Origin of the sequence: Kitasatospora sp. NPDC090308, assembly GCF_044769485.1 — a bacterium.
GTDB classification, from domain to species: Bacteria; Actinomycetota; Actinomycetes; order Streptomycetales; family Streptomycetaceae; genus Kitasatospora; species Kitasatospora fiedleri.
Window position 1 is genome coordinate 80,758 of sequence record NZ_JBIVXY010000009.1, and the last position, 21,373, is coordinate 102,130.

At 74.1% G+C, this 21,373-nt stretch carries 20 protein-coding genes and 1 pseudogene; 15 read left to right on the forward strand and 6 right to left on the reverse strand.

All coding sequences use genetic code 11. The annotated features are described in order from the left end of the window. Positions 1 to 174 precede the first annotated feature (174 nt). Positions 175 to 585, reverse strand: coding sequence for a PLD nuclease N-terminal domain-containing protein (locus ACIQVD_RS21290; protein ID WP_402291137.1), 411 nt, complete (start codon positions 583 to 585; stop codon positions 175 to 177). Positions 586 to 660: 75 nt separating this feature from the next. Here ACIQVD_RS21290 and ACIQVD_RS21295 point away from each other — a divergent pair, with 75 nt between their 5' ends. The 4 genes and pseudogenes from ACIQVD_RS21295 (at position 661) to ACIQVD_RS21310 (ending at position 4,594) form a co-directional block, all read left to right on the forward strand. After that, the gene (locus ACIQVD_RS21295) at positions 661 to 2,118 is read left to right on the forward strand and encodes a menaquinone biosynthesis decarboxylase (RefSeq protein ID WP_400687409.1); all 1,458 of its coding nucleotides are present in this window, start codon (positions 661 to 663) and stop codon (positions 2,116 to 2,118) included. Between the two features lie 79 nt (positions 2,119 to 2,197). Then, positions 2,198 to 3,097 carry a menaquinone biosynthesis prenyltransferase MqnP gene (gene mqnP, locus ACIQVD_RS21300; protein ID WP_400687407.1) on the forward strand — a complete coding sequence of 300 codons (900 nt, stop codon included), beginning with the start codon at positions 2,198 to 2,200 and terminating at the stop codon, positions 3,095 to 3,097. Positions 3,098 to 3,147: 50 nt separating this feature from the next. Beyond that, a pseudogene (locus ACIQVD_RS21305) lies at positions 3,148 to 3,861 on the forward strand (RNA ligase family protein); the annotation flags it as partial. Between the two features lie 355 nt (positions 3,862 to 4,216). Next, positions 4,217 to 4,594, forward strand: coding sequence for a VOC family protein (locus tag ACIQVD_RS21310; protein ID WP_100837748.1), 378 nt, complete (start codon positions 4,217 to 4,219; stop codon positions 4,592 to 4,594). Between the two features lie 107 nt (positions 4,595 to 4,701). Here ACIQVD_RS21310 and ACIQVD_RS21315 read toward each other — a convergent pair whose 3' ends face one another. Both ACIQVD_RS21315 and ACIQVD_RS21320 read right to left on the reverse strand, forming a co-directional pair. Next, positions 4,702 to 5,412 carry an MOSC domain-containing protein gene (locus ACIQVD_RS21315; RefSeq protein WP_400687405.1) on the reverse strand — a complete coding sequence of 237 codons (711 nt, stop codon included), beginning with the start codon at positions 5,410 to 5,412 and terminating at the stop codon, positions 4,702 to 4,704. Between the two features lie 74 nt (positions 5,413 to 5,486). Further along, positions 5,487 to 6,227 carry a cyclase family protein gene (locus tag ACIQVD_RS21320; protein WP_100837750.1) on the reverse strand — a complete coding sequence of 247 codons (741 nt, stop codon included), beginning with the start codon at positions 6,225 to 6,227 and terminating at the stop codon, positions 5,487 to 5,489. 139 nt (positions 6,228 to 6,366) lie between these two features. Between ACIQVD_RS21320 and ACIQVD_RS21325 the strand changes: the two genes are divergently transcribed. The 6 genes from ACIQVD_RS21325 to ACIQVD_RS21350 all read left to right on the forward strand — a co-directional run bounded on the left by ACIQVD_RS21325 (position 6,367) and on the right by ACIQVD_RS21350 (position 12,000). Next, on the forward strand, positions 6,367 to 7,044 hold the full coding sequence (locus tag ACIQVD_RS21325; RefSeq protein WP_400687402.1) for a UbiX family flavin prenyltransferase: 678 nt from the start codon (positions 6,367 to 6,369) through the stop codon (positions 7,042 to 7,044). A 118-nt stretch (positions 7,045 to 7,162) separates the two neighbouring features. Then, positions 7,163 to 7,624, forward strand: a complete 462-nt coding sequence (locus tag ACIQVD_RS21330) for an Lrp/AsnC family transcriptional regulator (protein WP_030462120.1) — start codon at positions 7,163 to 7,165, stop codon at positions 7,622 to 7,624. 40 nt (positions 7,625 to 7,664) lie between these two features. After that, positions 7,665 to 8,627: a threonine/serine dehydratase gene (locus ACIQVD_RS21335; protein WP_400687400.1), complete on the forward strand. Its 963-nt coding sequence runs from the start codon at positions 7,665 to 7,667 to the stop codon at positions 8,625 to 8,627. Positions 8,628 to 8,680: 53 nt separating this feature from the next. Continuing rightward, positions 8,681 to 9,844 (forward strand): aminofutalosine synthase MqnE, encoded by a 1,164-nt coding sequence (mqnE, locus tag ACIQVD_RS21340; protein WP_400687398.1) that lies wholly within the window; start codon positions 8,681 to 8,683, stop codon positions 9,842 to 9,844. A 197-nt stretch (positions 9,845 to 10,041) separates the two neighbouring features. After that, on the forward strand, positions 10,042 to 10,959 hold the full coding sequence (locus ACIQVD_RS21345; protein WP_402291142.1) for a L,D-transpeptidase family protein: 918 nt from the start codon (positions 10,042 to 10,044) through the stop codon (positions 10,957 to 10,959). Between the two features lie 96 nt (positions 10,960 to 11,055). Then, entirely contained in the window at positions 11,056 to 12,000 is a 945-nt protein-coding gene (locus tag ACIQVD_RS21350) for a beta-ketoacyl-ACP synthase III (protein WP_100837755.1), read from the forward strand. 233 nt (positions 12,001 to 12,233) lie between these two features. Here the strand turns inward: ACIQVD_RS21350 and ACIQVD_RS21355 are convergent, their stop codons facing one another. Beyond that, on the reverse strand, positions 12,234 to 12,875 hold the full coding sequence (locus ACIQVD_RS21355) for a TetR family transcriptional regulator (RefSeq protein WP_402291145.1): 642 nt from the start codon (positions 12,873 to 12,875) through the stop codon (positions 12,234 to 12,236). A gap of 328 nt (positions 12,876 to 13,203) precedes the next feature. On the opposite strand from ACIQVD_RS21355, the gene ACIQVD_RS21360 reads away from it, so the two are divergent. Then, positions 13,204 to 15,519: a serine/threonine-protein kinase gene (locus ACIQVD_RS21360; RefSeq protein WP_400687393.1), complete on the forward strand. Its 2,316-nt coding sequence runs from the start codon at positions 13,204 to 13,206 to the stop codon at positions 15,517 to 15,519. A 66-nt stretch (positions 15,520 to 15,585) separates the two neighbouring features. On the opposite strand, the gene galE is transcribed toward ACIQVD_RS21360, so the two are convergent. After that, the gene (galE, locus tag ACIQVD_RS21365) at positions 15,586 to 16,560 is read right to left on the reverse strand and encodes a UDP-glucose 4-epimerase GalE (RefSeq protein ID WP_100837758.1); all 975 of its coding nucleotides are present in this window, start codon (positions 16,558 to 16,560) and stop codon (positions 15,586 to 15,588) included. A gap of 142 nt (positions 16,561 to 16,702) precedes the next feature. Between galE and ACIQVD_RS21370 the strand changes: the two genes are divergently transcribed. After that, positions 16,703 to 17,794, forward strand: a complete 1,092-nt coding sequence (locus ACIQVD_RS21370; protein WP_400687597.1) for a S1C family serine protease — start codon at positions 16,703 to 16,705, stop codon at positions 17,792 to 17,794. A 111-nt stretch (positions 17,795 to 17,905) separates the two neighbouring features. Here ACIQVD_RS21370 and ACIQVD_RS21375 read toward each other — a convergent pair whose 3' ends face one another. Next, the gene (locus tag ACIQVD_RS21375) at positions 17,906 to 19,060 is read right to left on the reverse strand and encodes a sensor histidine kinase (protein WP_400687596.1); all 1,155 of its coding nucleotides are present in this window, start codon (positions 19,058 to 19,060) and stop codon (positions 17,906 to 17,908) included. A 298-nt stretch (positions 19,061 to 19,358) separates the two neighbouring features. Here ACIQVD_RS21375 and ACIQVD_RS21380 point away from each other — a divergent pair, with 298 nt between their 5' ends. The 3 genes from ACIQVD_RS21380 to ACIQVD_RS21390 all read left to right on the forward strand — a co-directional run. Further along, complete coding sequence (locus tag ACIQVD_RS21380) at positions 19,359 to 19,766, forward strand: NADH-quinone oxidoreductase subunit A (RefSeq protein WP_111554876.1); 408 nt, start codon at positions 19,359 to 19,361, stop codon at positions 19,764 to 19,766. Then, a complete protein-coding gene (locus ACIQVD_RS21385; protein ID WP_400687388.1) occupies positions 19,757 to 20,386 on the forward strand; it encodes an NADH-quinone oxidoreductase subunit B in 630 nt (209 codons plus the stop codon). Before ACIQVD_RS21380 ends, ACIQVD_RS21385 begins: the two co-directional genes overlap by 10 nt. Beyond that, positions 20,383 to 21,373: NADH-quinone oxidoreductase subunit C (locus ACIQVD_RS21390; protein WP_402291148.1), on the forward strand; the 991-nt coding region annotated here is incomplete at its 3' end. The genes ACIQVD_RS21385 and ACIQVD_RS21390, both read left to right, overlap by 4 nt.

Genomic DNA, 21,373 nt, shown 5'->3' on the forward strand with positions numbered 1-21,373 from the left:
GCCGGTCCGGGGACGGGGGTGGCCGGAGGGTCGAACCGGCAGGTCAGCGGCGAGATCGGGACCGCACGAAGGCCGCCGGTCCGCCGCGCGCCGACAGGGGCGCACGGGGGCCGGCGGCCGGGTGCTCGGGCTCCGGATCAAGTCCGGATGGTAGGGATGCGCCAAAAGACGGGATCAGGGCCTGGGGCGGTCGCCGTCCCCGGGGCGGTCCTCGCCCCGGCGCAGCTCCTCCTCGCGGCGGCGCAGGTCCGCCTCCCACTGCTTGAGCATGTCCTCGTGCCGCTCGTTGCCGCGCTTCAGCGAGGCCAGGAACTCCGGGTCGTCGTCCGGGGCGAGCGGACGCCCGGCGCTCCCGTACGAGGGGGACCCGGCGGCCGGGCCGGACGGCCAGGACGCCCGGCGGCGGGCGCGGTCGCGGCCGGCCACCAGCCAGGCGATCGAGCCGACCAGCGGGAAGAGCAGCACGACGATCACCCACACCACCTTCGGCAGGTGGCGGACCTCGTCCTCGGGGGTGGTCAGGCAGTCGATGAACGCCCAGACCCACAGGGCCAGCAGCGCGACCACGGGCACGACTCTCAGCACAGCGCAGAACTCCGGAGCAGGTTCGGACAGGACCCTTGGCGGGCCAAGGGTAGCCCGTACCGGATACTGACAGGTATGGCATACGACGATCTCCGTTCCTTCCTCCGGGCGCTGGAGCGGGAAGGCGACCTGAAACGGATCAAGGTCGAGGTCGACCCCCACCTGGAGGTCGGCGAGATCGTCGACCGGGTGCAGAAGGCCAAGGGCCCCGCGCTGCTCTTCGAGAACGTCAAGGGCTCGGCGATGCCGCTGGCCATGAACGTCTTCGGCACCGAGCGGCGGCTGTCCAAGGCGCTCGGCCTGAAGTCGCCCGACGACATCGCCGAGAAGATCGGCGGCCTGCTCAAGCCCGAACTGCCGCAGGGCTTCACCGGCTTCCGGGAGGCGTTCGGCAAGCTCGCCTCGATGGCGCACGTCCCGCCGCGGAACGTGAAGTCCGCCGACGCGCCCGTCCACGAGGTGGTGCTCACCGGCGAGGACGTCGACCTGGAGGCGCTGCCCGCGCTGTTCACCTGGCCGCTGGACGGCGGCTCCTTCTTCAACCTCGGCCTCACCCACACCAAGGACCCGGACTCCGGCGTCCGCAACCTCGGCCTGTACCGGCTCCAGCGGCACGACCGGCGCACCATCGGCATGCACTGGCAGATCCACAAGGACAGCCGCAACCACGCCGCGGTGGCCGCCCGGCGCGGCGAGAAGCTGCCGGTGGCGATCGCCTTCGGCTGCCCGCCCGCGGTCACCTACGCCGCCACCGCGCCGCTGCCCGGCGACATCGACGAGTACCTGTTCGCCGGGTTCGTCGCGGGGGAGCGGGTCCGGATGGTCGACTGCAAGACCGTCCCGCTCCAGGTCCCGGCCGACGCCGAGGTGGTGCTGGAGGGCTGGCTGGAGCCCGGCGAGCTGCTCCCCGAGGGCCCGTTCGGCGACCACACCGGCTTCTACACCCCGCAGGAGCCGTTCCCGGCGCTGACCATCGACTGCGTGACGATGCGCCGCCGCCCGGTCCTGCAGTCCATCGTGGTCGGCCGGCCGCCCACCGAGGACGGGCCGCTCGGCAAGTTCACCGAGCGCTTCTTCCTGCCGCTGCTCAAGGTGATCATCCCGGACATCGTCGACTACGACCTGCCCGAGGCCGGCGGCTTCCACAACTGCGTGATCGTCTCGATCGACAAGAAGTACCCGAAGCACGCGCAGAAGGTCATGCACGCCATCTGGGGCGCCCACATGATGTCGCTCACCAAGCTGATCGTCGTGGTGGACGCCGACTGCGACGTCCACGACTACCAGGAGGTCGCCTGGCGGGCCCTGGGCAACGTCGACTACAGCCGGGACCTCTCGGTCGTCGAGGGCCCGGTCGACCACCTCGACCACGCCTCCTACCAGCAGTTCTGGGGCGGCAAGGCGGGCATCGACGCCACCCGCAAGCTCCCCGAGGAGGGCTACACCCGCGACGGCGGCTGGCCCGAGATGGTCGCCTCCGACCCGGAGACCGCCGCCCGGGTCACCCGCCGCTGGAAGGAGTACGGACTGTGAGAACCGACAGCCTGCCGAACACGGACCAGGTACAGGAAGACCTTCCCCGCACCCGCGGGGGTCAGCCGGAGTGCGGACTGTGACCACTGCCGCTTTCGAGGCTCCGCCGAGCCGGACCAGGGCCTTCCTGCGCCTGGTCGCCATCGAGCACTCGGTCTTCGCGCTGCCCTTCGCCTACACCGCCGCGCTGACCGCGATGTTCCTCGCCGACAAGTCGGTGCACTGGGGCGAACTGCTGCTGGTCACCGTCTGCATGGTCGGCCTGCGCACCTTCGCGATGGCCGCCAACCGGATCATCGACCGCGAGATCGACGCCCGGAACCCGCGCACCGCCAACCGCGAACTCGTCACCGGCGCGGTCTCGCTGCGCACCGCGTACATCGGCTCGGCGATCGCCCTGGTGGTCTTCCTCGGCTCGGCGGCGCTGCTCAACCCGCTCTGCCTGCTGCTGGCGCCGGTCGCCGTCGTCCCGATGGTGGTCTACCCGTACGGCAAGCGGTTCACCGACTTCCCGCAGGCGATCCTGGGCCTGGCCCAGGCGATGGGCCCGATCGGCGCCTGGCTGGCCGTCACCGGCAGCTGGTCCTGGGAGGCGGTGGTGCTCGGCCTCGCGGTCGGCATCTGGATCGGCGGCTTCGACCTGATCTACGCCTGCCAGGACGTCGCGGCCGACCGCGGCACGGGCGTCCGCTCCGTCCCGGCCCGCTTCGGCGTCCCCGCCGCGATCACCGGCGCCCGGGTCTGCCACGCCCTCACCACCGCCCTGCTGGCCTGGTACGCGGTGCTGACCGACGCGGGCGCGTTCTTCTGGTGCGGACTCGCGGTGGTGGCCGGCGCGTTCGTCTACGAGCACACCATCGTCAAGCCGCACGACCTGTCCCGGCTGAACCGGGCGTTCTTCTCCACCAACGGCTTCGTGGGCATCTCGCTGTTCGTCTTCGCGCTGATCGACCTGGTCAGCCGCGGTCTGACGGTCTGACGGTCTGACGGCCGTACCGGCAGGGGCGCGCGGAGGCACTCCGCGCGCCCCTGCCGTGCGTCCGGGCAAGTTCGCCGGCCGGGGCCGAGGTGGTGGTCACCGAGAAGCTCGACGGCGAGAACACCGTGCTGTACGCGGACGGGGTGCACGCCCGCTCGCCCGACTCCGGGCACCACCCGTCCCGGGCCTGGATGAAGGGGCTCCAGGGCCGGATCGCCCCGCGCGTCCCGGCGGGCCGGCGGATCTGCGGGGAGAACCTGCACGCCCGGCACTCGCCGGCCTGCACCGACCTGGACGGCTGGTTCTACGGCTTCTCGGTCTGGACGGCCGAGGACCGCTGCCCGGACCGGGACGCCACCGTCCGCTTCCTGCGCCGCCTCGGCGCGCCGACGCCCCGGGTGCTGCGGCGCGGCCGGTACGACGAGCGGGCGATCCGCGCGCTGAAGCCCGACCCGGAGCGCCAGGAGGGCTACGTGGTCCGCACCGCGGCCGGGTTCGACCGGGCCGGGTTCGGGCGGCGGGCGGCCAAGTGGGTCCGGCCGCACCACGTGCGGACCGACACCCACCGGATGCACGCGGCCGTGGTGGAGAACGGCCTCGGCCCGAACGCCGCGCTCTGGCACGCCCGTTCCGGTGGCGCCCCGGACGCGGACGCGCCCGGCGCCGCCCTCGGCACCCCGCTGCTGCCCGAACTCGACCGGTTCGCCGCCCGGTTGGACGCGCTCGGCCGGACCGGCGACGCCCGGCTCCCCGGCGTCCTCGCCATCGGCCCGGGCCCCACCCCGCCCACCCCCCCGCGACGCTCGCCCCCTGCTCCGCCACACCCTCCCCGACGTCCCCACCCGCCACCTCCCCGGCGGCGACCTCGACCTCTGAGCCGGGCGGAGCGGAGGACGCAGGACGCAGGACGGAGAACGGGGGCCCGGGAGCGGCGGGTCCGCGTCGCCCCGAACTCCCTTGCCGGTACGCCCTCGTGCGGCAGCGGACCGGTTCCCGTCGCCGCACCGGCACGCCACCCGACGGCCCGTGGGCACCCCCCCCGCCGGATGAACCGCCACCCGCCGCGCCGGTGCGCCATGCTGGGAGGCGGGGGCCACCACGAGCGGAACGGGGAACACGATGATCGGCACACTGCAGTGCGTGGTGCTGGACTGCCACTACCCGGCGGGCCTGGCCCAGTTCTACGCCGCCCTGCTCGGCGGCGAGGCCGACCGGCCCGACCCGCGCTGGTCGCTGGACGAGGACTGGTCCACCGTGCACCTGCCCGACGGCCGGGTGCTCGCCTTCCAGCGGGTCGAGGACTACCGCCCGCCGATCTGGCCCGACCCCGCCCATCCGCAGCAGCTGCACCTCGACATCGAGGTCGACGACCTCGCCGCCGCCGAGGCCGGGGCGGTCGCCCTCGGCGCCGAGGCCAAGGACCGGCACGAGCGCTGGACGGTCTGCACCGACCCGGCCGGCCACCCGTTCTGCCTGGTCGCCCGCCACCCGTCCTGAGCCCGCCACCCGCCCCGGGCCCGCCACCCGCCCCGGGCCCGCCGCCCGCGCGGCCCCGCCACCCGCGCGGCCCCGGCCCCGGCCCGGGTCCCGCCCCGCGCCGGCCGTCACACCAGCGCGAGCGCGTCCCCGATCCGCAGCGGGCCCGGCCGCGACACCGTGGCCAGCGCGGCCAGCTCGGTGTCCCGCTCGTGCGCGATGGTCTTCAGGATCTCCGGGGCGTGCGGCAGCCCGGGCTGGGCCGCCCCGACCATCGCGCACCGCACGCTGGCCCGGACGAACGCCAGCCGCGCCCCGCCCTCCACCCGGCCCTCCCGGCCGAACCACTTGTCCTCGCTGAACGGCGGCGTCCCCGGCGGGGTGCGCAGCAGCACGTTCGGCCGGAACCGGCGCTCGTCCACCACCGCCGAGGGCACCGCCTGCGCGACCCAGTCCAGGGTGGCGGTGGTCAGCACGCTCACCGGCAGCTCGTCGAAGTGCGACACCGTGTCCTCGCGGGCCAGCGCCACGTCCTCCTGCTCCAGGTAGGCGCGCAGGAAGGCGTCCGGGTCGGGCACCGCCATCCCCAGCGGGTCGAACAGCTCCGGGCCGTCGATCCGCGAGCCCAGCCGGGAGCTCAACCGCAGCAGGCCGTCCATCCGCCGGAAGCGCCGGGTGTTCTTCCCCGACCCGAACTTCCCGGCCCCGTCGCGCACCGCGTACAGCCGGTCGCCGACCAGGCCGCGCTCCTCGACCTCGACGGAGTCGAGCAGTTCGCCGCCCGTGGACTTCACGGGGTAGCGCCACAGGCGCTCGACCACACCGACGATCTCAGACATGGCGGGAGCCTAGCGGGGCGCTCCCGGGATGGTCTAGACCAAGTCCCGGAAGCGGGTGCCCCGTTGGCGCCCGCTCACCCGATCCGGGCCACCGCCCGCACCGGCGCCCCGTCCGCCGCCGTCAGCCGCAGCGGGAACAGCGACACCTCCACCGGCCGGCCGGCCTCCTGCGCCGCCAGCAGCGCCGACAGGTCCGTCAGGTTCTCCGCGATCACCCCGCCGCCCTCCGGTCCCAGCAGCACCCGGTGCGCCACCAGCGTCGCCTGCTCCGGCTCCGGGTCGTGCTCGTCCGCCAACTCGGCCAGCAGGCTCGCTATCTCCGGGTCCAGCGGCCCCGGGTCCGGCGTCGGGTCCACCGACAGCGCGTCGATCCCCACCGTCCGGACCCCCGCCGCGACGATGGCCTCCGCCGCCTCCCGGGCCAGGTACGGGTGCGCGAAGTACCGGTCCGTCCCCCAGTACCGCGGCCACCCCGTCGCCAGCAGCAGCACCGTCCCCGGCCCCGAGACCGCGAGCGCCGGCGCGAGGTGCTCCGCCGTCACCACCGCCCGGGCCGACAGCCCCCGCAGGTCCACCACCACCGCGGGCCCGGTGAACAGCTCCAGCGGCAGCCCGTCCAGGGTCGGCCACCGCACGTCCAGGTGGTAGGGCGCGTCCACGTGCGTCCCGGTCTGCGACCCCAGGTGCACCGCCAGCACGTTCACCCCCTCGTCCGCCACCGTCAACGCCGCCCGCAACTCGACGCCCGGGTCCCCCGGATACACCGGCATCCCGGACACCACCGGATGCGTCAGGTCCACCAACTCCGCTGCCATGCGGCCATTCTGACCCGAAAACCCGCCGACCGGCTGCTCCCCGGGAACCGGCGGGCCCGCGCCGCCGCCCGGGCCGGGGCGGGAACCCGGACCGCCGCGCGCCCTGGCCGCCCGGACCGCACGCCCCACAATGGGAACCATGAGCCCCACCCGCAAGCCCTGGGTCGTCGGCGTGTCCGGCGCCAGCGGCACCCCCTACGCCGCCTCGGTGATCCGCGCGCTGCTGGACGCCGGGGAGCCCGTCGACCTGATCGTCAGCCGGGCGGCGCGGCTGACCATCCTGGACGAGACGGGCGTCTCCTTCCGCGACGCGCACTGGCGCGCCGACCTGGCCGCCTGGCTCGGCACCGACGAGTCGCGGCTGCACGACGTCCGCCACTGGCCGGCCGGGGACTTCGCCGCGGGCCCGTCCTCCGGCTCGTACCCCGCGAAGGGCATGCTGGTCGTCCCGGCCACCACCGGCGCCGCGGCCGGCATCGCGCTGGGCCTGTCCAAGGACCTGCTCCAGCGCACCGCGTCCGTCACGCTCAAGGAGCGCCGCCCGCTGGTGCTGTGCCTGCGCGAGACCCCGCTGACCGGCAGCACGCTGCGCCACCTGGTGGCGCTGGACGAGCAGGGCGCGGTCGTCCTCCCGGCGTCCCCCGGCTTCTACGCGGGGGGCTCGACGGCCCGCGAGCTGGTGGACTTCGTGGCCGGCCGGGTGCTGGACGCGGTGGCCGTCCCGCACACGCTGTACCGCCGCTGGTCGGGCGCCCTGGGCGAGGCCGCGAGCACCCCGGAGGACCGCCCCGGAACACGGCCGCGCCGGGGTGAGTGAGCGGGCACGTGACGGGAGAGTATGTTCTCTGGGATACCCGGGTTGAGCGGCGCGCAGCGCCTTGGATTCCGGATAATGATCTGTGGTTCTGGTGAGGTTCGGAAGGACGCGGCAGGCAATGGACTCTGTGGACAGACAGCTCATCCAGGCACTCCGGGAGAACGGCCGCGCCTCGTACGCCGAGCTGGGCCGCCTGGTGGGCCTGTCCGGCCCGAGCGTGACGGACCGGATCAACCGGCTGGAGCAGGCCGGCGTGATCACCGGCTACCGGGCGACGGTCAACCCGGCGACGCTCGGCTACGGGGTGACGGCCCTGATCGGCCTCCAGCTCACCGACGCGGCCGACCACGACGACGTCTCGCACCGGCTGAAGGACCTCCCGGAGGTCGAGGACTGCTGGTTCATCGCGGGCGACGACTCGTACATGCTCAAGGTCCGGGTGCCGGACGTGGAGGGCCTGGAGTCGGTGGTCAAGCGGCTGTCCGGCACCAAGGGGGTGGCGCGCACCCGGACCACGGTGGTGCTCTCCACCAAGTGGGAGAACCGGGTCAGCGAACTCCCGCTCCACCTCGCCGAATAAGCTCCTCCCACCCGCCGTCAGCCGTCGAGGAGCCCCCGCCGTGACCCTGGTCGACCTGGAAGACCTGCGCGCCGCCCAACGCCGGATCGCCGGCACGGCGGTGCGCACCCCGCTGCTGCCCTGCCCGTGGGCGGCGGACGGCGGCCGGCGGCTCTGGCTGAAGCCGGAGAGCCTCCAGCCGACCGGGGCGTTCAAGATCCGCGGGGCGATGAACCGGCTGGCCGCGCTCACCGGCGAGGAGCGGGCCAGGGGAGTGGTCGCCCAGTCCAGCGGCAACCACGCCCAGGCGGTGGCCTACGCGGCCCGGCGGCTCGGCATCAAGGCGGTGATCGTGATGCCCGACACCTCGCCCGCCGTGAAGATCGAGAACACCCGCGCGTTCGGCGCCGAGGTGGTGGTCGTGACCGCCGAGGAGCGCGACACCGTCCCGGCCGAGCTGGCCGCCGCGCACGGCTACGTCTGGGTGCCGCCCTACGACGACCCGTACATCATCGCGGGCCAGGGCACGGTCGGCCTGGAGATCGCCGAGGACGCCCCGGACGAGCTGGACACCGTGCTGGTGCCGGTCTCCGGCGGCGGGCTGATCTCCGGGACGGCCGCCGCGCTCAAGCTGGCCTGCCCGGGCGTCCGGGTGGTCGGCGTGGAGCCGGAGCTGGCGGCGGACGCCCGGCAGAGCCTGCGCGAGGGCGTCCGCACCGCCTGGCCGGTCGCCGACACCTACCGCACCATCGCCGACGGCCTGCGCACCACGTCGGTGGGCGTCCTGCCGTTCGAGCACCTCACCGCCTACGTGGACGACATCGTCACCGTCTCCGAGGACGAGATCCGCGCCACCGTCGCCCTGCTGGCCCGCCGCGGCCGGCTGGTCGCCGAGCCCTCCGGCGCGGTCGCCCCGGCCGCCTACTTCCACCGGGCCGGTGAGCTGGGCGGACGGGTGTTCGCCGCGGTCGTCAGCGGCGGCAACCTCGACCCCGCCCTGCTGGCCGAACTGCTCGCCGCCTAGGCGTAGTCTCGGTCCCGGCAACGAATCGAAGTCCCGAGGAGGCGGAGCACCGCATGGACGCAGGGCTCAAGCGCGAGCTGGAGGCGAAGGTCTACGCCGGTGAGCGGCTGACCCGCGAGGACGGGATCGCGCTCTACGCGAGCGACGACCTGGCCTGGCTGGGCGGCCTGGCGCACCACGTGCGGACGCGGAAGAACGGCGACGTCGTCCACTTCAACGTCAACCGCCACCTGAACATGACCAACGTGTGCAGCGCCTCCTGCGCGTACTGCTCGTTCCAGCGCAAGCCGGGCGAGAAGGACGCGTACACGATGCGGATCGAGGAGGCCGTCCGGCTCGCCAAGGCGATGGAGTCGGAGTCGCTGACCGAGCTGCACATCGTCAACGGCCTGCACCCGACCCTGCCGTGGCGCTACTACCCGCGCTCGCTCAAGGAGTTGAAGGCCGCGCTGCCGAACGTCTCGCTGAAGGCGTTCACCGCCACCGAGATCCACTGGTTCGAGCGGATCAGCGGCCTGAGCGCGAGCGAGATCCTGGACGAGCTGATCGAGGCCGGCCTGGAGTCGCTGACCGGCGGCGGCGCGGAGATCTTCGACTGGGAGGTCCGCCAGCACATCGTCGACCACGACACCCACTGGGAGGACTGGTCGCGGATCCACCGCCTGGCGCACGAGAAGGGCCTCAAGACCCCGGCCACCATGCTCTACGGCCACATCGAGGAGCCCCGCCACCGGGTCGACCACGTGCTGCGGCTGCGCGAGCTGCAGGACGAGACCGGCGGCTTCCAGGTCTTCATCCCGCTGCGCTACCAGCACGACTTCCACGACTCCAAGGACGGCAAGGTCCGCAACCGCCTGATGGCGCGCACCGAGATGGCCACCGGCGCCGAGGCGCTGAAGACCTTCGCGGTGTCCCGCCTGCTGTTCGACAACGTCCCGCACGTCAAGGTGTTCTGGGTGATGCACGGCGTCACCACCGCCCAGCTGGCGCTCAGCCACGGCGCGGACGACATGGACGGCTCGGTGGTCGAGTACAAGATCACCCACGACGCGGACAACTTCGGCACCCCGAACAAGCTGGGCCGCGACGACCTGCTCGGCCTGATCCGGGACGCCGGCTTCCGCCCGGTCGAGCGCAACACCCGCTACGAGGTCATCCGCGAGTACGACGGGCCGGACCTGGCCCGCCGGGAGACCCCGCAGGCGATGCGCCTCTGACCACCCGTTCGGACCACGCGCCCGGTGACCGGTTTCCGGCCACCGGGCGCGGAGCTTTTCCGGGCGGCGCACGGGGTGAAGACGCACCACCGGGGCAGTCGGGAAGCCGAAGAAACGTTTCCTGGGCGCGTATGCTCACAGGCTCATCACACGGCCCGGGTTCCACCTCGTCCCCGCGGTCTGGGAGGATCGTTCGCATGTCCGGTTCCCATCGCGTCTCCTCGCACCGCCGCCCGGCCGCCGCGCCGACCGGCCGGGACGAGGCCGAGCAGCCCCAGGGCCGAGCCGCCGCCCGCCGCAGCCGCCGCAAGCCGAAGCAGCGCCGGGTCCGCAAGCTCACCGTCGGCACCGCGACCCTGCTGGCCCTCGCGGCCGGCTGGTTCAGCGTCGGCCCGGGCCGGGGCTTCCAGAGCGAGACCGCCAGCGCCGCCCCCGACCATGCGCCCGAGGTCGTCCCGATGCAGGCCGCCGACGCCGGGCAGCACACCGAGGCCCCCGCCGCGGACCGCTCCGACCGGGAGCGGATCACCGCCATCCCGGGCATCGGCGCCGACTGGATGGCCAAGGTCCCCGCCGAGACCCGCCAGCTGCTGGTCGCCAGCGGCCAGGGCAAGGACTCCTCGGACAACACCGTCACGCTGTGGACCCGCGGCGACGACGGCAGCTGGCAGGCCGGCCAGACCTGGCCCGCCCACAACGCCTACAAGGGCTGGACCGCCGACCACCGCTCCGGCGACCTGCGCAGCCCGATCGGCCTGTTCTCGCTCACCGACGCCGGCGGCCGCAAGGCCGACCCCGGCTCCAAGCTGCCCTACGACGAGAACAAGAACTTCGTGATGGCCGGACGCGGCTTCAACAACGAACCGCTGGCCGGCTCCTTCGACTACGTGGTGGCGATCAACTACAACCGGGTGGAGGGCAAGTCCCCGCTCGACACCACCTACCCGGAGGGCGCGGCCAAGGGCGGCGGCATCTGGCTGCACCTCGACCACGGCGGCCCCACCCACGGCTGCGTCTCGCTGACCGAGGACCACATGGTCGAGCTGATCAGGACCCTGGACCCGGCGCTGCACCCGATGATCATGATGGGTGACGCCCAGTCGCTGGCCGCCTGACCACGGGCCGGTTGTGAGGGACCTACAGCTTCCGGCACCCGATCCTGTGTCAGGGCGTCACCTCCCGACTCGCCGGTAACCCGGTTGAGTGGCTGTATGACCGCCTCCCGCATCATGGCGCTGGGCCACCACCAGCCGCCGAAGGTCCTGAGCAACGACGATCTCTCGGCGCTGGTCGACACCGACGACGAGTGGATCCGCTCCCGGGTCGGCATCCGCACCCGGCACATCGCGGAGGACGAGACCCTGGTCGACCTCGCGGTGGGCGCCGCCGAGAAGGCGCTGGCCAACGCGGGCGTGACGGCCGACCGGATCGACCTGGTCGCCGTCGCCACCTGCACCGCCGTCGAGCGCAGCCCCAACACCGCCGCCGCCGTCGCCGCCCGGCTGGGCATCCCGGCCCCCGCCGCGTACGAGCTGAACACCGCCTGCTCGGGCTTCTCGTACGCGCTGGCCACCGCCGACCACGCGATCCGGGCCGGCGCCGCGACCCGGGCACTGGTGGTCGGCGTGGAGCGGATGTCCGACATCATCGACTGGACCGACCGCACCACCTGCGTGATCTTCGGCGACGGCGCGGGCGCCGCGGTGCTGGAGGCCGTCCCGGACGAGCGGGCCGGCGTCGGCCCGGTGGTCTGGGGCTCCGAGCCGGAGAAGGGCGAGGCGGTGGCGATCAGCGGCTGGAAGCCGGTGATCAGCCAGCAGGGCCAGACGGTCTTCCGCTGGGCCACCACCCAGGTCGCCCCGCTGGCCCGCAAGGCGTGCGAGAAGGCCGGGATCGAGCCGTCCGAGCTGCGCGGCTTCGTCGCCCACCAGGCCAACCTGCGGATCATCGACGCCATCGCCGGCAAGCTCGGCCTGGCCGAGGACGCGGTGGTCGCCCGCGACGTGGTCGACTCCGGCAACACCTCCGCCGCCTCCATCCCGCTCGCCCTCTCCAAGCTGGTCGAGCGCGGCGAGCTGCACACCGGCGACCCGGTGCTGCTGTTCGGCTTCGGCGGCGGCCTGGCCTACGCCGGGCAGGTCGTGCGCTGCCCCTGAGCGGTGCGCCCGAGCGGTGCGTCGCCTCCGGGCGGCGGTGCCGGGCCCGGCGGGGCGGACAGCCCGGCGGTGCGGACAGCACGGAGGGGCGGCCGGGAGGAAATCCTCCCGGCCGCCCCTCGCGTCCGTTGCAGGACGGCGCTCCGCGGTACGTCGGCGAACCTCCCCCGAGGCACGGCCGCATCCGACACACCCGGACAGGAACCGGGGCCGAGCGCCAGTGGGCTGGAGTCTTACTTCGGCGGCTTCTTTCCGGTGACTCCCAGGTACACCTGGAGCGCCAGGTTGGGCTTGAGGTCCTTGACCTTCACGCCCCACGAAGTGAACGCCTTGCCGTGCTCGGCCGCCGCGGCCAGCAACGACACCAGGGCGCCGGCGACCGCCGACGGTTCGACCGACTTGTCGGTCTTGCCCTGGTTGTTGCGCACCGCTTCGGCGAGCGGGGCCGCCACCGAGTTGAGGACCTTCATGCGGATCTTGAAGAACCGCTTGTCCCCTTCGGCAGCACCGAGCGTGACCACTCGGAGAATGGCGTCATTCTTGCGCCAGAAGGCGAGGAATCCGTCCACCAGTTCTTCGGAAGTGGTGAAGCCGGACTTTCCCGCCCAGGGCTTTCCATCGACGAGCTCTTTGAGCCCGCCGCTGTCCTCGGCCATTTCCTCGGCGATCTCAAGGACTGCGCCCTCGACATCCGGGAAGTACTGGTAGAAGGTCGCGGGGGAGGTACCCGCCATACGGGCGACGTCGATGACCTTGACGTCCCGGTACGGCGACGTGCTGAGCATCTCGCGGAGGCAGTCGAGCAGCTTCTGCCGCGTCTCCTGTCCGCGCCGCCCGGCGACGCGACCGTCGACGGTGCGAACTTGTCCTGTCATGCCGTCAGCTTACAGCGGTGAGATCTTGGCGCTAATCGGTAGTGCGACTATTAGTCCGGGTGAGGGGGGAAACCGTGCCATTTCCGCTTGAGTTGTTGCCCCCCCGTGTGCTGATGACCCCACAGCGTGACGACAAGTCAGCTGAGGGGGGTCCGCCGGGGCCCCGCGGGCGGGCCCGGGGCGGTCCGGCGGGCGGACCCGGAGCGGGCGGCTCCGGTACCCGGGGGCGTGTCCCGGGCGGGGGAGATTGGCTCCCGGGCGGCGGGCATTGGAGAATCGGGGGGCGCCACCGCCGGGGGGCGTTGGCGGAAGGGGAGGTGGCTGAGGAGTGGACCAGCTGACGGCGCACGATCCGAGGCGGATCGGGCCCTTCGAAGTGCTGGCCCGGCTCGGCGCGGGCGGCATGGGCCTGGTGTACCTGGCCCGGTCGGCCTCGGGACGCCGGGTGGCCATCAAGACCGTCCGCACCGAGCTGGCCGAGGACAACCTGTTCCGGGTCCGCTTCGCCCGCGAGATCGCCGCCGCCAAGACGGTGGGCGGCTTCTACACCGCCGCCGTGGTGGACGCCGACGCCGACGCGGCCGTCCCGTGGCTGGCCACCGCGTACGTGCCCGCGCCCTCGCTGGAGGACCTGGTCACCGACTGCGGGCCGCTGCCCGCCGACGCGGTGCGCTGGCTGACCGCGGGCATCGCCGAGGCGCTCCAGTCCATCCACGCCGCGGGCCTGGTCCACCGGGACCTCAAGCCGTCCAACGTGCTGGTGGTCGAGGACGGGCCCCGGGTGATCGACTTCGGCATCGCCGCCGGGGTCTCCAGCACCCGGCTGACCATGACCAACGTCGCGGTCGGCACGCCCGCCTACATGTCGCCCGAGCAGGCCCGGGACAGCCGCAGCGTCACCGGCGCCAGCGACGTGTTCTCGCTCGGCTCGCTGGTGGTGTTCTGCGCCACCGGGCACCCGCCCTACCGCGGCTCCAACCCGGTCGAGACGGTGTTCCAGCTGCTGCGCGACCAGCCCGACCTGTCCGGGCTGCCGGTCGAGCTGGTCGACCTGGTCCGGGCCTGCATGCGGCCCACGCCCGAGCACCGGCCCACGCCCGCCCAGATCCAGGCCGAGCTGGCCCCGCACCTGTTCTCCCGGGCCGACGCCTCCGGCGAGGCCGGGGACTGGCTGCCGCCCGCCGCGCTCGACCTGATCGAGGCCAAGCGCAGCAGCAGACGTCCCGTCAGCGCCCAGCAGCCCCCGGCCCGGCCGCAGCCCCAGCTGGCGCTGCCGGCCCAGCCGGTCGGGCCGCCGCCGCTGCCGGGCGCCCCGGCCCCGGTCGGCGCCGCCGGGCCGGTCTCCGAGGCCGAGGTGGTCACCGAGCGGGTGCGCCCGCACCGGCGGCCGCCGGTCGGCGACCCGGGCGGCGACGGCGAGATCCGGCTGCCCGGCGCGCACGTGCCGATAGGGCCCGGGCCGCGGGCCGAACCGGCCGCGCCGACGCCCGCCCCGGTCGGCACCGACTGGGTGCGCCGCAGCTCCGCGCCGTCCGCCGCCCCGCCGCAGCCCGCCGCGCGCTGGCGGCCCTGGCGGTTCCGGATGTCGAACGACGTGTGGGGCACCCCGGTGGTCGCCGACGGCGTCCTGTTCGCCTCCAGCTTCGAGGTGCACGCGCTGGACATCGGCTCCGGCGAGCGCCGCTGGAAGACCCGGGACGTGGCCTGGGCGCTGGCCGTCGACGCCGGCCGGGTGCACGCCGCCGACGGCCCGCACCTGTACACGGTGGACGCCGCCGACGGCACCGAGCGCTGGCGGCACTCGCTGGACGGCTGGGTGTACGCGCTGGACGCCGCCGACGGCGTGCTGTGCTGCGGGGTGCGCGGCGGCGGCGTGCAGCTGCGCGCGGCGGCCACCGGCGCCGAGCTGTGGCGGGCCGACGACGCCCAGCAGGAGTACGAGAACCCGCAGTCCGGCCCGGCGCTGGTCGGCGGCGCCGCCTACTACCAGGGCGGCGGCCGGCTGCACTGCGTCGACCCGCGCGGCGGCGGGGTGCGCTGGTCGGTGCCGCTGGGCGGCAAGGTGCCCTCCCGGCCGGTCGAGCAGGGCGGCGTGCTGTACGTGACGTCCGGTCAGCGGGTGCACGCGCTGGACGCCGCCACCGGCGCCGAGCGCTGGCGCTTCGACGCGCCGGTGGCGCTGTTCACCCCGCCCGCGGTGGACGGCCGGGCGGTGTACGTCGCCGACTACCTCGGCACCCTGTACGCGCTGGACGCCGCCACCGGGCACGGCCGCTGGCGGGCCGCCACCGCCGCCCGGCAGGGCGCCGAGCCGGCCGTGGTCGCGGACGGGACGGTGCTGCTGGGCTCCGGCGACACCCTGTTCGCCTTCGAGGCGGCCGGCGGCCGCGAGCGCTGGCGCTACACCACCCGGGGCGACCTGGTCGGCTCCCCGGCGGTCGCCGAGGGCCTGGTGCACCTGGGCAGCCGCGACCACTCGCTGCACACCCTGGAGCTGGCCACCGGCCGGCTGCGCTGGGAGCTGGGCACCAAGGGCGAGCTGACCGGCTCCCCGGTCGCGGTCGGCGGCCGGGTCTTCGTCGGCTCCAAGGACCGCTGCGTGTACGCGCTGGACTCCTTCTACGGCACCGCCGTCCCGCAGTAGCGCGGCGAAACGGTACGGCCCCGGACCTCGCGGCGAGGTCCGGGGCCGGTTCGCGCGGGCCCGGGGCTACGGGTGGCGGTGCTGCCAGCCGGCCCAGGCGGAGGCGACCATCTCGCGCACGTCGTACCGGGCGCTCCAGCCGAGCTCCCGCCGGATCAGGTCGGCGGCGGCCACCACCCGGGCCGGGTCGCCGGGGCGGCGCGGGGCGATCTCGGCAGCCGTGTCGATGCCGGTGACCTCGGCGATCTCGGCGAGCATCTCCCGCACCGAGACGCCCTCGCCGCGGCCGATGTTCAGGGTCAGGTTGACCCGCTCGTCCGGCCCGGCCGCGTTCAGTCGGCGGACCGCCGCCAGGTGGGCGGAGGCGATGTCCGAGACGTGGATGAAGTCCCGGACGCAGGTGCCGTCCGGGGTCGGGTAGTCGGCGCCGAAGACCAGCGGGGCCCGGCCGGCCGCCAGCCGCTCGAACACCATCGGGACCAGGTTGGTGACGCCCTCGTCGGACAGCTCCGGGGTGGCCGCGCCCGCCACGTTGAAGTAGCGCAGCGCCACGGTGGACATCCCGTAGGCGGTGGCGGAGGCGTTCAGCAGCCACTCGCCGATCAGCTTGGTCTCGCCGTACGGGTTGATCGGCGCGCACGGGGTGGACTCGGTGACCAGGTCGACGTCCGGCATGCCGTAGACGGCGGCGGAGGAGGAGAGCAGGATCCGGCGCACGCCGCCGGCCGCCGCGGCCTCCAGGACCAGGCGCAGGCCCTCGACGTTCTCCCGGTAGTAGTGCAGCGGCTCGCTGACCGACTCGCCGACCTGCTTCTTGGCGGCGATGTGCAGGATGCCGGTCACCCCGTGCTCGGCGATCACCTTGTCCAGCAGCGGCCGGTCCAGGGTGGAGCCCTCCACCAGGGGGACCCCGGCGGGCAGGCGGTCGGCCGAACCGCTGCTCAGGTCGTCCAGGACGACCACCGGCTCGCCCGCCCCGGCCAGTTCCTTGACTACGTGTCCGCCGATGTAACCGGCACCGCCGGTGATCAACCAGGTCATGGCCCGATCCTAGACGCGGCCTTTTCCCGGTGCCGTGGTGTGTCCGCACGGGCATTCGGACATATCGGTGAAATAGTGACAAAGCTCTGTCCAGCGACCGGAGGTGGCCGCCGTGCGCCCCAAGAAGGAACCGACCCGCCCGATCCCGGCCGGCCCCCGGCCGACCGGGCCCAAGCTGTGGCTCGGACCCGTGGCGGCGCTCGCCTCGGCGGCGCTGCTGCTGACCGGCTGCTCCAGCTCCGGCTCCGGCTCCAGCTCCACCGCGGCGGCCAGCAGTTCCTCGTCCTCGTCCGCGCCCGCCCCCTCCAGCAGCAACCAGCTGGAGCAGGACTACCAGCAGGTGATCTCCCAGGTGCTGCCCTCGGTGGTGCAGATCACCGCCGGGGACAGCCTCGGCTCCGGGATCGTCTTCGACGACAAGGGCGACATCGTCACCAACGCGCACGTGGTCGGCACCGCCACCACCTTCACCGTGACGCTGGCCAACAGCACCAAGCCGCTGGACGCCGCGCTGGTCGGCAGCTACCCGGACTCCGACCTGGCGGTGATCAGGCTCAACAACCCGCCCGGCGGCCTCAAGCCCGCCGCCTTCGCGGACAGCGCCAAGGTCGCGGTCGGGCAGATCACGCTGGCGATGGGCAGCCCGCTCGGCCTGTCCAGCAGCGTCACCCAGGGCATCGTCTCGGCGGTCGGGCGGACGGTCAGCGAGCCCAAGACCACCGACTCGCCGGGCGCCACCATCGGCAACATGGTGCAGACCTCGGCCGCGATCAACCCCGGCAACAGCGGCGGCGCGCTGGTCAACCTCTCCAGCCAGGTGATCGGGATCAACACGCTCACCGCCGTCGACCCGGAGCTGAACGGCTCGGCCGCGCCCGGCATCGGCTTCGCCATCCCCTCCGCCACCGTGACGAGCATCGCCGGCCAGCTGATCAAGGACGGCAAGGTCAGCAACTCCGGCCGGGCCGCGCTCGGGGTGACCGTCCGCCCGTACTTCGACGCGAACTTCCAGCCGGCCGGCGCCGCGGTGGTCTCGGTGGTCGACGGCGGCCCGGCCGCCTCGGCCGGCCTCCAGACGGGCGACGTGATCACCAAGGTCGGCGACACCGCGATCACCAGCCCCTCCGCGCTGACCACCGCGCTGGCCTCGCAGAGCCCCGGCGCCAAGGTCACCGTCGGCTACCAGCGGGACGGGCAGGACAAGAGCGCGGAGGTCACCCTCGGGACGCTGTAGCCCGCCCGACAGACCCGGGCCCGGAGTGCCGTACCGCGCAAGGGAGGCGGCACTCCGGGCCCGTCCACGTCCCGCCCCCGGCCCGGCCCGCCCGGCCGGGGGCGGCGTCGCTCAGCCCCTGTGGCCGGCCCGGGTGTGCCAGGGCAGCTCGACCGTCACCGCGGTCGGCCCCTCCGCCGGGCTCTCCACCACGAACACGCCGTCCACCGACTCGGCGCGCTCGACCAGGCCGGCCAGCCCGCCGCCGGGGTGCACCCGGGCCCCGCCGCGGCCGTCGTCCCGCACCGTCAGCATCAGCCGGTCGTCCTGGCGCCAGACGTCCACCGAGGCGCTGCGGGCGCCGGAGTGCTTGGAGGCGTTGGTCAGCAGCTCGCTGACGGTGAAGTAGGCGATGCCCTCGACCGCGGAGTCCGGCCGCTCGCCGCCCAGCTCGACGTGCACCCGGACGCCGCCGGGCAGCGTGCAGCGGGCCGCGACCGAGGAGAGCGCCGCGTCCAGCCCGCGGTCGGTGAGCACCGCGGGGTGGATGCCGCGGGCCAGGTCGCGCAGCTCCCGCAGGGCCAGCTTGACCTCGCCGTGCGCCGCGTCGACCATCTGCCGGGCCGCCGCCGGGTCCTCCGTCAGCTTCTCCTTGGCCAGGCCCAGGTCCATCGCCAGCGCGACCAGCCGGGCCTGCGCGCCGTCGTGCAGGTCCCGTTCGATCCGGCGCAGGTCGGCCGCGGCGGTGTCGACCACCACGCCCCGGTCGTCCTCCAGCTCGCGGACCCGCTCGGCCAGCGCGCCCGGCGCCAGCAGCACCTCCACCAGCCACCGGGAGACCGCGCCGATCGCCCGCATCGCCCAGGGCAGCACCGGCCAGCCGACCACCAGCAGCACCAGCGTCAGCGTGAAGCCGAGGATCCCCCAGATCAGCAGCACCACGCAGTACAGCGCCGAGCGCCAGCCCAGCCCGTCGGCCAGCGAGGCCGTCACCCGGCCGGCCAGCCCGGCCCGGCGCGGGCGCAGCGGCTCCGGCTCGGCGACCGCGCTGCCCAGCTCGGCCCGCGCCCGGACCCGGGCCAGCCGCCCGAACTGGCGGCAGCAGCCCAGCCCGAAGGCCAGCAGCGGCAGCCCGATCACCGTCACCGCCAGGCCCAGCCCGGCCGTCAGCAGCACCGCCGTCACGGCGAACCCGGCCACCCCGATCGGCAGGTTCAGCAGCGAGTTCCGCACCTCCCGCCACAGCCGTGCCCCGTACAACGACGGGCGCTTCGCCTCGTCCTCCATGGTCGGCGCCCTCTCCTGGTGGTCTCGCCGTGCTTCGTCGATCACCAGCATCCCGTTCGGCGACCGCCCCCCGCCATGGTGCTGCACACCGTCTTCTTCCGGGGGTTATCCCCACCCCCCGACCTGCACCCAGGGCCCGGACCGGCCCCGGAGCGGTCGTGGACGGAATTCCGCCGGTGTCCGCGGGGAGTCCACCGGACGTCTTGCAGGACGGGCAGGTGGCGGAGTAAACGAGCGGTACACATAGACTCCCGCGATAGCGATGGTTATGGACGGGCAAAGAAGAAGGGCGTGACCCATGGAGTGGCAGCCGCTCGCTGCCGACCCCGCCGCCGGCAGCGGCTACTTCGACGCCTACGCGGCGATCGGTCTGCTGGCGGTCATCGGCGTCCTCTTCGTCGTGGTGGCCTTCACCGCGAACCGCCTGCTGCGACCGGTGGTCGACACCCCCGAGAAGCTGCTCGCCTACGAGTGCGGGGTCGACCCGGTCGGCGAGGGCTGGGCGCACACCCAGATCCGGTACTACGTCTACGCCTTCCTCTACGTGATCTTCGCGGTCGACGCGATCTACCTGTTCCCGTGGGCCACGGTGTTCGCCGCCGCCGGCTTCGGGGCGGCCACGCTGGTGGAGATGTTCGTCTTCATCGGATTCCTCGCGGTCGGACTGCTCTACGCCTGGAAGAAGGGCGTTCTGGAATGGACGTGACGCACTCGCACGGGACGCCCGGCTCCGGCCCCGTCCCGCTCGGCATCCCCGACCCGGCCCGCCCCGGCGCCGCCGTCGAGCAGCGCCGCCTCGGCCCGCTGGCCCGGCTCGCCCCGGACCCGGTCAAGGTGGTGCTCAACTGGGGCCGCCGCTACAGCCTCTGGTGCTTCAACTTCGGACTGGCCTGCTGCGCGATCGAGTTCATCGCCGCGTCGATGGCCAAGCACGACTTCATCCGGATGGGTGTCATCCCGTTCGCGCCCGGCCCCCGGCAGGCCGACCTGATGATCGTCTCGGGCACCGTCACCGACAAGATGGCCCCCGCCGTCAAGCGCCTGTACGAGCAGATGCCCGAACCGAAGTACGTCATCTCCTTCGGCGCCTGCGCCAACTCCGGCGGCCCGTACTGGGACTCGTACTCCGTCACCAAGGGCGTCGACCAGATCATCCCGGTCGACGTCTACGTGCCCGGCTGCCCGCCCCGGCCCGAGGCGCTGCTCCAGGGCATCCTCAAGCTCCAGGAGAAGATCGCCGCCGAGGACGTGCCGCAGCGCTACAGCGCGCCCGCCGCCGCGCTGGGCCGCCCGCTGCGCACCGCGCCCGGGGAGGAGGGGCAGTGACCGACACCCCGGACACCCCGGACACCCCGGACACCTCGGACACCTCCGGGGCGCCCGAGCAGGCACCGGAGCCGACCCCCGCCGAGCGCACCGCCGCGGCCGTCGGCCCCTGGGCGACCGCCGCCGAGGCGTACGACCTGCTCACCGTCGACGTGCCCGCCGAGCACTGGATCGAGGCGCTCACCGCCGCCCGCGACACCCTCGGCCTGGCCTTCCTGGACTGGCTGAGCGCCGTCGACGACCTCGACCGGGGCTTCGCGGTCTGCGCGCACCTGGCCGCCGTCGGCGAGCCCGGCGGCGTGCGCCGGCTGCTGCTGCGCACCCGGGTGCCGCGCGAGAAGGCCGCGCTGCCCACCGCCGTCGGGGTGTACGCCGGTGCCGCCTGGCACGAGCGGGAGACCCTGGAGATGTTCGGCATCGAGTTCCCGGGCCACCCGCACCCCGTCACCCTGCTGCTGCCGGACGGCTTCGAGGGCCACCCGCTGCGCAAGGACTTCGTGCTGGCCGCCCGGGTCGCCAAGGACTGGCCCGGCGCCAAGGAGCCCGGCGAGTCCGCCGACCACGGCGGCCCGGCCCGGCGCAAGATGCAGCCCGCCGGCGTCCCCGACCCGAACGAGTGGGGCCCGCTCAAGGGCACCCTGCCGCCGGTCGCCGAACGCCCCGCCCGCGGCGCGCGGGCCGGCGCGGCCGCCGGCGTCGACCGCCCGCGCCGCACCCGCAGCGTCGAGACGGGCTCCGCGAGCCAGGCCGCCCCGGCCGCCGGCGCCGCCCCCGAGACCCCGCCGGTCCGCGCCGACCGCCCGCGCCGCACCCGCAGCGTCGGCGAGGGCTCCGTCAGCCAGGCGACCCCCGGAACCCCGGCCGAACAGCCCGAGCCCCCGCGCCGCGCCGCCCGCACCCAGTCGTCCGACGCCCCGTGGCACGCGCCCGTCCCGGCCCACGACGAGAAGCCCGAGCCCGGGCGGGCGGAGCCTGAGCAGGCCGAGC